The organism is Rhizobium sp. Leaf453 (assembly GCF_001425605.1).
Taxonomy (GTDB): Bacteria; Pseudomonadota; Alphaproteobacteria; order Rhizobiales; family Rhizobiaceae; genus Pararhizobium.
The window spans coordinates 223499-237529 of sequence record NZ_LMRG01000031.1; the positions used below are offsets into that span (position 1 = coordinate 223499).

At 60.4% G+C, this 14031-nt stretch carries 11 protein-coding genes, 1 tRNA gene and 1 pseudogene; 8 read left to right on the plus strand and 5 right to left on the minus strand.

What is annotated here, in order from left to right:
• Positions 1–32: 32 nt before the first annotated feature.
• The 8 genes from ASG68_RS30100 to rpsU all read left to right on the plus strand — a co-directional run bounded on the left by ASG68_RS30100 (position 33) and on the right by rpsU (position 7261).
• On the plus strand, positions 33–917 hold the full coding sequence (locus tag ASG68_RS30100) for a carbohydrate ABC transporter permease (RefSeq protein WP_062601861.1): 885 nt from the start codon (positions 33–35) through the stop codon (positions 915–917).
• Entirely contained in the window at positions 917–1816 is a 900-nt protein-coding gene (locus ASG68_RS30105; protein ID WP_062584905.1) for a carbohydrate ABC transporter permease, read from the plus strand. The genes ASG68_RS30100 and ASG68_RS30105 overlap by 1 nt, the downstream gene beginning before the upstream one ends.
• A gap of 5 nt (positions 1817–1821) precedes the next feature.
• The gene (locus ASG68_RS30110; RefSeq protein WP_062584907.1) at positions 1822–2904 is read left to right on the plus strand and encodes an ABC transporter ATP-binding protein; all 1083 of its coding nucleotides are present in this window, start codon (positions 1822–1824) and stop codon (positions 2902–2904) included.
• 23 nt (positions 2905–2927) lie between these two features.
• Positions 2928–3944 (plus strand): Gfo/Idh/MocA family protein, encoded by a 1017-nt coding sequence (locus ASG68_RS30115; RefSeq protein ID WP_062584909.1) that lies wholly within the window; start codon positions 2928–2930, stop codon positions 3942–3944.
• Positions 3941–4699, plus strand: coding sequence for a ThuA domain-containing protein (locus ASG68_RS30120; RefSeq protein WP_062584912.1), 759 nt, complete (start codon positions 3941–3943; stop codon positions 4697–4699). Before ASG68_RS30115 ends, ASG68_RS30120 begins: the two co-directional genes overlap by 4 nt.
• On the plus strand, positions 4696–5748 hold the full coding sequence (locus ASG68_RS30125) for a mannonate dehydratase (RefSeq protein WP_062584914.1): 1053 nt from the start codon (positions 4696–4698) through the stop codon (positions 5746–5748). Before ASG68_RS30120 ends, ASG68_RS30125 begins: the two co-directional genes overlap by 4 nt.
• 19 nt (positions 5749–5767) lie before the next feature.
• Complete coding sequence (locus tag ASG68_RS30130) at positions 5768–6862, plus strand: hypothetical protein (protein WP_062584916.1); 1095 nt, start codon at positions 5768–5770, stop codon at positions 6860–6862.
• 156 nt (positions 6863–7018) lie between these two features.
• Complete coding sequence (gene rpsU / locus ASG68_RS30135) at positions 7019–7261, plus strand: 30S ribosomal protein S21 (protein ID WP_062584918.1); 243 nt, start codon at positions 7019–7021, stop codon at positions 7259–7261.
• A gap of 185 nt (positions 7262–7446) precedes the next feature.
• Here the strand turns inward: rpsU and ASG68_RS30140 are convergent, their stop codons facing one another.
• From ASG68_RS30140 to ASG68_RS30160, 5 genes and pseudogenes are all read right to left on the minus strand, one after another.
• Positions 7447–9888: a phosphoketolase gene (locus ASG68_RS30140; RefSeq protein ID WP_062601863.1), complete on the minus strand. Its 2442-nt coding sequence runs from the start codon at positions 9886–9888 to the stop codon at positions 7447–7449.
• A 168-nt stretch (positions 9889–10056) separates the two neighbouring features.
• Positions 10057–10728: pseudogene (locus tag ASG68_RS30145) on the minus strand (CBS domain-containing protein).
• Between the two features lie 277 nt (positions 10729–11005).
• Positions 11006–12625: an L-lactate permease gene (locus ASG68_RS30150; RefSeq protein WP_062584922.1), complete on the minus strand. Its 1620-nt coding sequence runs from the start codon at positions 12623–12625 to the stop codon at positions 11006–11008.
• Between the two features lie 45 nt (positions 12626–12670).
• On the minus strand, positions 12671–13669 hold the full coding sequence (locus ASG68_RS30155) for a 2-hydroxyacid dehydrogenase (protein WP_062584963.1): 999 nt from the start codon (positions 13667–13669) through the stop codon (positions 12671–12673).
• A gap of 282 nt (positions 13670–13951) precedes the next feature.
• Positions 13952–14028 (minus strand) — tRNA-Met (locus tag ASG68_RS30160).
• Between the last annotated feature and the right edge of the window lie 3 nt (positions 14029–14031).

Sequence of the window (14031 nt, forward strand, 5' to 3'; positions counted from 1 at the left end):
ACTGCCCGGCCATTCAAAAGGACGCGACAGAAATGTCAGTCAGCTTCACGCGCCGCGAAGCCTGGCGGAACAGGTTCCTGATCCTGCCCTCCGTGCTTCTGCTGGCGGCCTTCGTGGTCTACCCCGCCGGCTTTGCCGTCTATACCAGCCTCACCAACGAGGCGCTGAGCGGCCCCGCCGCGATGAACCCGCGCTTCGTCGGCTTCGCCAATTACGCCAAACTCCTGACCGACCAGAACTTCTGGCGCTCGCTGGCGATCACCTTCTGGTTCGTGCTGTTTTCGGCCATCATCGGCCAACTCGTCCTCGGCCTTCTCTCCGCCATGCTCTTGAACCGCCGCTTCGCGTTGCGGCCGCTCGTCAACGCCATCATCCTGATGCCGAACGCGGTGCCGGAGGTCGTGGCGGCGCTGATGTGGGCCTCGATGCTGGCCGCCGGCGAATACGGCACGCTCAACAATATCGTTGCCTGGTTCGGCGTCGATCCGCAGCGCTGGCTGACCAGCTTTCCGCTTACCATGATCATCATTGTCAACATCTGGCGCGGCATCGGCTTTGCCATGATCCTGATGACTTCGGGCCTGAGCTCGATTTCCGACGAACTCTACGAGGCTGCCCGAATGGACGGCGCCAATACCAGCCAGATCTTTCGCCGCATCACCTTGCCGCTGCTGGTGCCGACGATCTTCCTCTATCTGCTCGTCTCCACCGTTTCGACCATCGCGATCTTCGGCCTGGTCTTCGCGCTCACGCGCGGCGGCCCGGCGGGATCGACCGAGCTGGTCGGCATCTACATCTACAACCAGTCCTTCAACTCCTACCAGCTCGGCTATGGCTCGGCGGTCGCGGTCGTGGTGCTGGTCTTCTCGCTCTTGGTCGGCATGCTCTATGTCCGCGCACTCAAGGTGGATGTCTGATGGCTGAGCGTCCCGACACCCCCAAAACCGCCGCCAGCCGATATGGCCTGCTGTTCGTCATCAGCCTCTATTGCATTATGCCGTTCGTCTGGTTGCTGACGGCCGCCTTCGACCCCGGCGCAGGCCTTTTCCTCGAAGTGCCCGCAAAAGTCGATCTCAGTAATTTCTTCCGCGTTTTTCAGGAAGAAGACGGCCTGCTTTGGCTGATGAACTCGCTGATCGTCTGCGGCGGCGCAACGCTCCTCGTGCTCGTACTCTCCGGCTTCGGCGGCTATGCTCTGTCGCGCACCCATGCCTGGTGGAAGCGTCCCTTCCTTTACGCCATCATCCTCGTCCGCGTCATTCCGCCGACGGCGCTGATCGTGCCGCTCTACAAGGTCATGCTGACCTGCAACCTTGCCATCGCCGGTGTGGTCCGCTCGGTGGTGCCGCCGGACTATGTCCGGTCGGTCATGCGCTTCGTCGGCTTCATCGATGGCTATCTCGGCCTGATCCTGCTTCTCGCCACCATGCACTTGCCGCTGGCGCTGTGGATCATGAAGACCTTCTTCGATTCCGTGTCGCGCGAATATGAAGAGGCGGCGATCATGGACGGCGCTACCTTCGGCCAGCGCCTGCGCCGCGTGCTCCTGCCGCTCGCCATGCCGGGCCTTGCGGCCTCCGGCCTCTTCGCTTTCATCGCCGCCTGGGGAGATTTCCTCTTCCCGCTCACATTCATCTCGTCGCCGGAACTCAAGATGCTGCCGCTCGGCATCTACAGCGCTTTCCTGCGCGACAGCCAGATCGACTATGGCCTCTTGGCCGCCATCGCCGTGATCTACACCGCCCCCGCCATCATCGCCTTCGCCCTGGCGCGGCGCTTCCTGGTGCAGACTTTCGGCGGCGGATTGAAGGGATAACAGACATGTCCTCCATTACGCTGACCAATATCCGCAAACGCTTCGGAGCGCTCGAGGTCATCAAGGGCGTCGATATCTCCATTGCTGATGGCGAGTTTGCCGTCTTCGTCGGCCCCTCCGGCTGCGGCAAGTCCACGCTACTGCGCATGATCGCCGGGCTGGAATCGATCAGTGACGGCGAGTTCCGGCTGGATGGCGAGTTGATGAACGATGTCTCACCGGACAAGCGCGGGCTGGCCATGGTGTTCCAGTCCTACGCGCTCTACCCGCACATGACCGTGGCTGAAAACATCGGTTTTTCGCTGGATTTGAAAGGCGTCGACAAGGCCGAGATTAAGCGCCGCGTCGGCGCAGTCGCAGACAAGCTGCAGCTGGGAAAGCTTCTCGACCGCAAGCCGCAGGCCCTGTCCGGCGGCCAGCGCCAGCGCGTCGCCATCGGCCGCGCCATCATCAAGGAGCCAAAGGTCATCCTGTTCGACGAACCGCTGTCGAACCTCGACGCCGCGCTGCGAGTGCAAATGCGCGCCGAACTGCAGGAACTGCATCGCACGACCAAGTCGACCATCATCTACGTCACACACGACCAGGTGGAGGCGATGACGCTCGCCGACCGCATCGTCGTTTTGAGCGAAGGCCAGGTGAAGCAGGCCGATCACCCGATCGCCCTCTACAAACAGCCCGACAATCTCTTCGTCGGCCAGTTCATCGGCTCGCCGAAGATGAATGTCTTCCAGGCACGCGTCGAAGCTGTCGATGATACCTCCGCCCGGATCGTCACAGCCGATGGATGGACCGTCGCCCTCGACAGCGTGAAGGGTCTGAGCGCCGGCGAGACCGTGCAGCTCGGTATCCGGCCCGAGGACCTGTCGCTGGCCGAGCCCTCCAACGCGGATATCACCGTTCAGGCGATTCTGTCCGAACGGCTGGGCATGGAAACCTATGTCTCGTTCCAGACGAAGGGCGAACCCGCCATTGCCCGCATTGCCGGCGATCACCGCATCGGCACCGGCGAACAGGTTCCGCTGAAGATCAATCGCAACGCTTGCCATCTTTTCGACAGCACCGGCCGGGCCATCCGGCGGTCCTGAACATGACTGACAATGGAGACACCATGACACTGAAGATCGGCGTCATCGGCTGCGGCCTGAAGGCTGCCAGCTATGCGCGCGCCTGGGTCAAAAGCCCACTCAACCCGCAATTCACCGCCCTCACCGACACCAGCCCGGCCTCGATCGATCGCTATGCCGACATCGTCCGCAATGCCGGCGGCAATCCCCGCATCTACCCGACAGCCGAGGCGCTGCTGGAGGCCGAGGCAAGGGAACTCGACGCCGTCTATATCTCGACGCCGCACGCCTTCCATGCCGGTTATGCCAAGGCAGCCCTCGAACGCGGCCTGAACCTGCTGCTCGAAAAGCCGATGTCGCTGAACGCCGACGAGGCCCGCGACATCATCGCCGCCCGCGACCGCGTCGGCAAGCATGTCGTCGTCGCCTATCAGGCCTCGCTGTCTCCACTTCTGAAGCGCATGCGCCAGCGTGCGGCGGATGGTGAATTCGGCGCCCTCCTCTGCGTGCATGGCGAGGTTTGGGAAGACTGGCAGGACCGTTACGGCACCAGCTGGAAACAGGTTCCGGCTCTTTCCGGCGGCGGCTTCATTTTCGACACCGGCTCGCACATCATGAACGCAGCGATACAGGTATCCGGCCTCGGCTACGAGCGCGTCTCGGCGTCGCTGCAGAACCGCGGCCGCGACTACGAGCTGACCGGCGGCGTCTTCGCCCTCCTGCAAGGCGGTCTACCGGTCAACCTGACCTTCTGCGGCGACACCATTCCCGGCTGCGAATCCAGCCTGACGTTCTTTTATGAAGACGCGATCCTGCGCGTCGATATCTGGGGCAAGTGGACCGAACTCCGGCAGGGCCAGACCCTGACGCGGGAAACGGCAGGCGAGGACCTGAATGCCGTGCTGCAGGTGTTCGCCGACACCTGCGCCGGGCGCTGCGCCAACCCATCCACCGCCGAGCGCAGCCTGCATCTGGCCGAGCTTTGGGACCTGATCAAACAATCTTCGCAGGAGGGCGGCATGCCCCTCACCCTGCAAACCAAGCCTTGGGAGCTGGCATGACACAGAAGATCCGCATCACCATCTGGAACGAATACTGGCACGAGACCAACCAGCCGGAGATCCGCGCCGTCTATCCCGATGGCATTCACAAGGCCATTGCCGACGGCATCGCATCCGACGATTTCGAGATCCGTTCCGCGACCTTCTACGATCCGGATTTCGGCCTGACGGACGATGTGCTGGCCAGCACCGACGTGCTGTTCTGGTGGGGCCATGTCGTCCACAAGGAGATTCCCGACGAACTGGTGACGCGCATCCAGAAGCGCATTCTCGACGGCATGGGCCTCGTCGTTCTGCATTCCGGCCATCATTCCAAGCTCTTCGGCCGGATGATGGGGACGTCCTGCAATCTCAGCTGGCGCGAGCATGAAGGCGGAGAACGCGAGCGGGTCTGGGTCGTCGATCCCGCCCATCCGATCGCCAAGGGCCTGCCGGAATCCATCGTCGTTCCGCAGTCGGAAATGTACGGCGAGCCCTTCGATATCCCGCAGCCCGACCATCTGGTCTTCGTCAGCTGGGTCGAAGGTGGCGAAGTCTTCCGTTCGGGCTGCTGCTATCATCGCGGCCGCGGACGCATCTTCTATTTCAGCCCGGGCCACGAAAGCTTCCCGATCTATTTCCAGCCGGAAATCCGCAAGGTTTTGGCCAATGCCGCCCGCTGGTGCGCGACACCGCACGAGGACGGCACGCGCATGGTGAACCGCCATCGCCCCGAGCCGCTGGAGCCCATCGGCAAACTGGAGGCGGCACAATGAGCATTCGGCTGGCCATCGGCCAGTTCAAGGAACTGACCGACGAGAAACTGCGTTTTGCCGCACAGACCGGCGTGACCGGTGTCCAGATGAACAATCCCCATCTTCCCGGCGAGGTCCGCTGGGAGATGGCAGACATCCGGCCGCTGGTCGAGAAGGCGAAGAACTACGGCCTCGTCTTCGAGGCGATCGAGAACGTTCCGGCGCAATTCTACAACAAGGCCATGCTTGGCCTGCCGGGCCGCGACGAGCAGATCGAAAACTACCAGTACACGATCCGCTCCGTCGCCCGCGCCGGCATACCCGTTCTGGGATATCATTTCACCCCGAACGGCGTCTGGACCACCGATCGCAAGACAGAGACCCGTGGCGGCGCGATGGCGCGCACCTTCGACATGTCGCTGGTCGAGGCGGCACGTGATGACGCCGACACGCTGCGCACCTTCCTGCCCACCGGCCTCGGCAAGACGCAGGCGCTCCCTTTGCACACCGGCGACACCGATGTCATCACCGCCGAGCAGATGTGGGAGAATTACACCTATTTCATCAAGGCCGTCCTGCCGGTCGCTGAAGAGGAGGGCATCCGCCTCGCCTTGCACCCGGACGACCCGCCGGTCGAAAGCCTCGGCGGCGTGGCGCGAATCTTCAACCGCACGGACAATTTCAAAAAGGCACATGCGATCGCGGGCGCAAGCCCGGCCTGGGCGCTTGATCTCTGCCTCGGCTGCTGCTCCGAAATGCCGGGCGGCGCGAAGAATGTCAGGGATATGATCGAGCATTTCGGCCCGCTCGGCGCAATCGCCTATGTGCATTTCCGCGACGTGCAGGGAACCGTGCCGCGCTTCACCGAATGCTTCATCGGCGACGGCAACTTCAATCCCGCCGAGGCAATGGCGCTTCTCGCCCGCAACGGCTTTAATGGTTTCATCATCGACGATCACGTCCCATCCATGGATGATGACACCGACTGGAACCATCGCGGCCGGGCGCATGCGATCGGCTATATGCAGGGCCTGATCCGCATGGGCCAATATGCTGGCACCTTCGCCTGACGTGCAGGTTTCCTCTCCCATGGCCAGTTTCACTCTCTCGGCGGTTGGCATCAATGTCGCCCTGGATCTGGCCGTGGGGCATATTTCTGCGTTTACGGTCACCAGAGACGGCCGGAACATTTCTCCTTTCCATCAGGCACCCTGGAGAAATGAAGCCATTGACGCATCCATACCGCCGCAATTGAAAAGCCTGTCCATCGACTTCTTCTGTGCGCCCTTCGGAAAATCGGACCTGGAGCCAGCCCCACCGCATGGCTGGTCGGCCAACAGTCGATGGGAACTGGACAATGTCGAGCAACTGATGGATGGCACCCGCGCCACCTTCCGTTTGCAGCGACCGATCCTGTCTGCCACGCTGCGAAAGACGCTCACCGTGCGCGACGGCCATCCCTTCCTCTATCAGTCGCACCGGTTCGAAGGCGGCGCCGGCCGGTTGCCGGTCGCCTGTCACACCATGGTCGACCTCCCGAATGGCGGCCTCCTCTCGGTCTCCCCGAAAATGCGTGCGGAAACCATGCCCGACAGCGTGGAACCGGACCCGGCCAAGGGGCGATCCGTCCTGGCCTATCCCGCCACCTCCGCCGACCTTCACATTTTTCCACGCGCGGACGGCGGCCGCTCGGATCTCCTGAAATACCCACTGGATGACGGTCACGTGGATTTCGTCATGCTCCACGAACAGCCCTCCAACTCGTTCGGATGGTCCGTCGCGGCAAGACCGGCCGAGCGCGACATGGCGCTGGTGCTGAAACCTGCGGGCATGCTTCCGAGCACCGTGCTCTGGTATTCGAACGGCGGGCGTTTCCCCCCTCCCTGGAACGGTCGCCACCGCGGTGTCCTGGGAATTGAAGATGCCTGCACATTCTTCAACTATGGCCACAATGCCTCAATCGCTTCGAACGCACTCTCCGCCGCGGGCATCGCCACCTCGCTCCTACTGCCAATGGCTGAAGACATTCGCACCGTGATCGGTGCCAGCGAAATTCTGGCCGATGGCACGGTCAGTTCCATCGATATCATCGAGGATGCCCTGCGCATCACGACAGACCGCGCAGTGCTTGACCTGCCATTCGACGGCACGTTTCTGAACACGACGTGCGCACAGCAATCGTGAAACACGTTGTCAGCAACAGCATTCGCGGCACTGGCAGGCGGACAACTACAAATAAAAGCCGACAATCGGCCCATCGAGCCGTCGAACACGGTCTCCACGACTTGATCGGCAAGGCGCAAGGCTTTATGAGAGCCTCAGTGATCCAAGGAGTTTACATTGCAGGTTCTGGTCCGCGACAACAACGTTGAGCAAGCGCTCCGTTTTCTGAAGAAAAAGCTGCAGCGCGAAGGCGTCTTCCGCGAAATGCGCCTGCGCGAACATTTCGAGAAGCCGTCCGTGAAGCGTGCGCGCGAAAAGGCCGAAGGCATCCGCCGCGTGCGCAAGCTCGCCCGCAAGAAGCTCGAGCGCGAAAGCGGCATTTCGTCGGCCAAGAAGCCCGGCCCGGGCCGCAAGGGCTGAGAGCCGCGTATCGCTGAGGAATTCAAGGCCGCCTTCTGGGCGGCCTTTGGCATTTATTCGCCTATTGATGCACGGCCAAAGCAACCATCGGCAGCGTCACCTGATTGTTCCGAAATTGCGGCTCGGCCAAAATCGCTGAGCCGTGAACGGTTGCAGACAACCGTTCACAATCATTCCATCCATGGTCAAAGATTGTCCCCTTCCGTCGATGTTCCCGGCACGTCGCCAACGGACGTCCCGCCCCATTTCCATCCACTGATTTCCGGCATGTCATCGCCATGCTCCTCGATATAGCGGCGATGCTCTATGAGCTTGTCGTGAATTGCCTGTTTGAAATAGGCCGCGCGGGCACCAAGCTGCGGCAGGCGATCGATGACGTCCTCGACAAGGTGGAAGCGATCCAGCTTGTTCAGCACCACCATGTCGAACGGCGTTGTCGTCGTTCCCTCCTCGTTATATCCGCGAACATGGAAATTGCCGTGATTGGTTCTGCGATATGTCAGCCGGTGAATGAGAGAAGGATAGCCATGAAAGGCAAATATCACGGGCTTGTCTTTCGTGAAAAGCGTATCGAAATCGCGATCAGACAGGCCGTGCGGGTGATCGCGCTCGGGCTGAAGTTTCATCAGGTTGACGATGTTGATAACCCTGACACGCAATTGCGGCAGGTGTTCACGGATCAACTGGACGGCGGCGAGCGTCTCCAGCGTGGGCACGTCGCCGCAACAGGCCATGACCACATCCGGTTCATGCCCCTTGTCGTTGCTTGCCCACTCCCATATTCCGAGGCCAGCGCTGCAGTGCTTGATCGCTTCGTCCATGGTCAGCCATTGCGGTGAAGGCTGCTTGCCCGCGACGACGACATTGACGTAGTTGCGACTGCGCAGGCAGTGATCGGTCACCGACAGCAGCGTGTTTGCATCCGCGGGCAAGTAGACGCGGATGACATCGGCCTTCTTGTTGACGACGTGATCGATGAAGCCCGGGTCCTGGTGGCTGAAGCCGTTGTGATCCTGCCGCCAGACATGCGAACTGAGAAAGTAGTTCAGCGAGGCGATAGACCGGCGCCATGGGATCTCGTTGCAGACCTTCAACCACTTGGCATGCTGGTTGAACATCGAGTCGATGATGTGGATAAAGGCTTCGTAACATGAAAAGAAACCGTGCCGCCCGGTGAGGAGATAACCCTCTAGCCAGCCCTGGCACTGGTGTTCGCTCAGAACCTCCATCACGCGGCCAGCCGGCGACAACCGGTCGTCCTCCGGGTAGATTTCGGCCATGTAGCAGCGATCCGTGACGTCGAGGATATCCTGCCAGCGATTGGAATTGTTCTCGTCCGGGCTGAAAATGCGGAAGTTTCCGGCGTCCATGTTGAACTTCATCACATCTCGGAGAAAAGTCCCCATCACGCGCGCCGACTCCACCATGGTCTCGCCCGGCGACGGCACGTCCACCGCATAATCGGAAAAGCCCGGCATCTTCAGGTCGCGCAGCAATGCCCCGCCGTTTGCATGCGGATTGTCACTCATCCGGCGCCGGCCGGTTGGAGCCAGATCGGCAATTTTCGGTTTCAGGCCGCCGCCATCATCGAAGAGTTCCTCCGGCCGATAGCTCTTCATCCACCCTTCCAGGATACGGATGTGGCTTTCCTTGTCCATGTCGCCCATGGGCACCTGGTGCGCCCGCCAATAGTCCTCGCATTTCTTGCCGTCGATTTCCTCCGGGCAGGTCCAGCCCTTCGGAGTTCGCAAAACGATCATCGGCCAGGCGGGGCGCTTGAGATTGCCGTTCGTCCGCGCATCGGCCCAGATGGCCTTGATCTCCGACACGGCAAGATCGAGAACATGGGCGAGGCGCTGGTGCACCGCATCCGGATCTTTGCCCTCGACGAAATAAGGCTTGTAGCCCATGCCTTCGAAGAACTTCGTCAGTTCTTCCTGCGGAATCCGGGCGAGAAAACAGGGATTGGCGATCTTGTATCCGTTCAGGTGGAGGATAGGCAGGACACACCCGTCTCGTGCGGGGTTGAGGAACTTGTTGCCATGCCATCCCGTCGCGAGCGGACCTGTTTCGGCCTCGCCATCCCCAACCACACAGGCCACGATCAGATCGGGATTGTCGAAGGCCGCGCCATAGGCGTGGCTCAAGGCATATCCAAGCTCGCCCCCCTCATGAATGCTCCCGGGGGTTTCCGGCGCGACATGGCTGGGAATGCCGCCAGGAAAGCTGAACTGCTTGAACAGCTTTTGCATCCCCTTGGCGTCTTGACTGACATTGGGATAGAATTCGCTGTACGTCCCCTCGAGATAGGCATGCGCGACAAGGGACGGTCCGCCGTGTCCGGGGCCGATGATATAGATCATGTCGAGGTCATCGCGTTTGATGACGCGATTGAGATGAACATAGAGCATGTTCAGCCCCGGCGACGTTCCCCAGTGGCCGAGCAGTCGCGGCTTGATGTGCTCGCGCCTCAGCGGTTCCCTGAGCAACGGATTGCCCATGAGATAAATCTGCCCGACGGAGAGATAGTTCGATGCTCGCCAATAGGCATCGATCAGTTCCAGTTCTTTCGGGGTCAGCGGTTGGTCCGTGGTCAGGATCGATGAAGCCGGTTCAAGCGAAGTCATGGAGAGTTCCTCACCCTGTTGAAAATGCTTGTCGTTCGACGGCCACTCGTGGGTCTTCACTGCAACTCGCCGGGTGTCATCCTGCTTTAGCCTATGTCTCAAGGCTTGTAGGAACCTCGCCCGCGCGCCCGATCACAGGCCGTTTTGGTCGCGGCATTTTTAACTCCATCACGCAGAAGGTTCCGAAAAATGCGCGACGACGCCTTTCACGCCGCGGATATTTTCGGCGACGACACAGGCTGCACGTCTGCTTTCCTCGTTCTGGATGTCTCCCCACAGATGGACGATGCCGTCGATGACGGTAACCTTCACATCGAGGTTTTCGATTCCCGTATCGGCCAGCCGCGCCGCGATGCTGCGGCCAAGCGCTTCGTCGCCTGCCGCAACGTCAACACCGGTCCGTTCCGTCGTGACCAGAGCCTTCAGCAAGTCCGCGCGGCTTACAATCCCGACGAGCCCCCCGTCCCTCGTCACGAGAAGACGCTTGATGCCGTGCTTCTGCATGAGTTCGGACACATGCCCCAGTTCCGCGTCTTCACTGACGCCGATCGGGTTGCGGCTCATCGCATCGCCGACCCTCTAGGAGGAATGTCGCACAAAGGCCTGCGCCCTGTCCTCCGCCGGCAGATCGGCGGTGGCGAGGTTGTCGATGGCTCCCCGGCCGAGTTCGGTTCGACGGATCAGGTCGCCTTCGCTGATAATGCCGACAACCGCCCCATCATCATGGATGACAGGAAGACCGCTGAGCTGATTGGCAAGCATGATCTCGGCCGCATGCCAGACACTGTTGTCCGGGGAAACACTGACGACCACCGTCGACATCACATCTTTAACCCGCATGACGTACCCCATATGATTGCATAAAAGCACAGATTTAGGCAAGGAACCGTAGAACGCTTCCTTGATTTGGGCAATAGCAAATCCCCTGCGCAAGCCAGCGAAACGTCGCCCCAGCGGGTAAGGAAGGATACGGCGAGGCCGGTCGTGCAAGAGCGAAGAAGGCGCAGGTCATGCGGGACCGGTTCTTCACGTGAACCGGACCTCCACGTCGCCCTGACATGTTCATCTTGAGGGGCGCGGCGACCAGCCAATCGCTATTGTTGTCCCTCCGTTCGTCTCAGACGAAAAACGACAGAATGAACGTCCACACTGACACATAGACCAGAAGCGCGAAGCTGTAGAACAGGGTCGTTCTGGTAATCTCCGCTTCGCGTCCCACCTGCCCGACGGCAGCCGCCGCGATAGCGATGGATTGCGGCGAGATGAGTTTCGCCATCACGCCGCCGCATGTATTGGCCGCGACCAGCAACGGCTGGCTGATGCCGATCTGGGTCGCGGTAACCGCCTGCAGATGGGCAAAGAGCGTGTTGTTGTTGACGACGGACCCGGTGATGAAGACGCCGAACCAACCGATGGCAGGCGAAATCAACGGGAAGATGCGGCCGGTTTGGGCGAGCGCCAGGCCGATGCTGGTGGAGGCTCCGGAGAAATTGGCGATATAGGCGACCGCCATGATCAAGGAAATCATGATCAACGGCTTCCACAACTCGCTGATCGTTGCCTTGAGCTGGCTGAAGGCCTGTGATGGCGACAGTGTTGGGGATAGCAAGGTCGTCAGGATGACGGAGATCAGGATCGCTGTTCCCGGGGCACTGATCAGCGCGACATTCCAGACCGCCGGCAGGGCATGCGGCGCCTCCACGATCGGTGGCAATTCCTCGACCTGGAGATGGAGGAAGGGGATCGGCAGCTTCAGCACCGTGGCCGCCAGTGGACCATCCGCAGCGAACAGGCTCTTGAACTGCGGCACGCTCCAAAGAAGAATGACGCCGGTGAGGATATAGAACGGCGACCACGCCGAAATGACCTCGCCCAGAGACCAGCGCTGCTCCGATACCGGTGGAGCGCCCTCTTCGCGGTAGATGGTCTTCGGCTGCCAGAACTGCATGAACAGGGCTAGCGTCCCCATGGATACCAGAGGCGGTATGATGTCAGTCAGCTCAGGCCCGAGCGCATACAGGATCGCCGCCTGAAGACCACTGAAGAGAACGCCGATCACCAGCAGCACCGGCCAGGTTTCGCGAACGCCCCTGAAGCCATCGAGCACAAGGATCAGCAGTAACGGAACGAACAAAGTCGAGAGCTGGATGATCAAGATCATCATCACCGACATGTCCGCAAGCTCGACCCCGCCCAATTGCGCGCCGACGAGCACCGGAATGCCGATGGCGCCGTAAGCCCCGGACGCAGCATTCGCAAGCAGGCAGAGCATCGCCGCCTTGATGGGCTTGAAGCCGAGTTCCACCAGCAGCGCGGCGCAAATCGCGATCGGCACCCCGAAGCCGGCCGCACCTTCGAGAAAGGCGCCGAAGCAGAAGGCAATCAGGATGACTTGAATGCGCTGGTCATCCGATATGGTGGCGATACTGGCCCGGATGACATCGAATTTGCCGCTCTTGACGGCAAGCTTGTAGAGCCACACCGCCATCAGGACGATATATCCGATCGGCCAGAGGCCGCTGAGGATGCCGAAGACAGCCGCCGCCATGATCTTTTCCAGCGGCATGCCGGTCACTAGCAAAACCAGGACCACCGATATGGCAAGCGTGATGATCGCCGCGTTCAGACCCTTGAGTTTCAAGACCGTCAGGGCACCGAGGAAGAACAGGATCGGAAATGCCGCAACCAGCGCGGAAATAAACGAATTTCCCAGGGGATCATAGAGTTGCTGCCACATTCGCCATGTCCTCGCTTGTCTCGTTGGGAGTGCCTCAGAAGGGGATTACGCTTTCACAACCTTGTTCGGGCAATCCGTTCCGTTTTTCAGGCAGCGAATGTTTTCAAAGGTGACGTCGGAAATCTCGCGCAGCGCCTCGGTTGTAAAGAACCCCTGATGACCCGTCACCAGTACATTGGGGAAGGTCATCAGTCTCTGAAAGACGTCGTCAGCGATGATGTCGGACGATCTGTCATGGAAGAAAAGCGCGCTTTCCTGTTCATAGACGTCGATCCCGAGCGTGCCGAGCCGGCGGGTTTTCAAGGCCTGAATGACAGCCTTCGTATCGATCAAGGCCCCACGGGACGTATTGATCAGCATCGCGCCCGGCTTCATCATCGCCAACGTCTCGGCGTTGATCATGTGCCGGTTGTCATCGAAAAGCGGGCAATGAAGCGTGACGATATCCGATTGCGCCAGCAGCGTCTTCAGATCCACCATCTCGCCGAGACCGGCAAATTCCGCTGACGGAAACGGATCATACCCCAGCACCCGGCAGCCAAAACCCTTGAGGATTCGTGCCGTGGCAAGGCCGATCTTTCCGGTACCGATGACACCGGCGGTCTTGCCATGCAGCGTCATGCCCAACAGGCCGTTGAGCTGAAAGTTCCCCTCGCGAACGCGATTATAGGCCCGATGCGTCTGCCTGTTCAGCGTCATGATAAGCGCGATCGTATGCTCCGCCACGGCTTCCGGTGAGTAGGCCGGAACGCGCGCCACGAACAGTCCGAGCCTGCCGGCCGCATCCAGATCGACATTGTTGAAACCGGCGCAGCGCAACAGGATGCCGCGCACGCCCAGCCCATGAAGCGCTTCCAGCGCCGCCGCATCGGCCACATCGTTGACGAAGATGCAGACTGCATCGCATCCGTGCGCGAAAACCGCCGTAGACTGCGACAATGTAGTTTCATGGTAGACGAATTCGACAGGCACCTCTTCGCGCCGGTTGGCTTCATCGAGGAATTGCCGGTCATAAGGGTGTGCACTGAACACTGCAATTTTCATGGCAAATCCGATCATGCATGGAGCAACGCTGACATTCTCAACATTTCAACCTGCTTGCGCCAGTTGTAATTTCGGTCATTTCGGAAATTTTTGAATTTTTGAGGTGATGACCCATACTGGCCGTTCGTCGAGAAAACCGGCGAGAACGGCTACGTCTCCAGCATCGAATATGGCTAGCTCAGAATTTGGAGCCTCCGGTAAACCCGGGGCGGTTCAGCTGCCTTCAATCCTCGCCCCATTATCAACGCAAAAACCCGCCTGATTGGCGGGTTTTTTGTTGATTGGTTGCGGGGGCAGGATTTGAACCTGCGGCCTTCAGGTTATGAGCCTGACGAGCTACCGGGCTGCTCCACCCCGCGCCA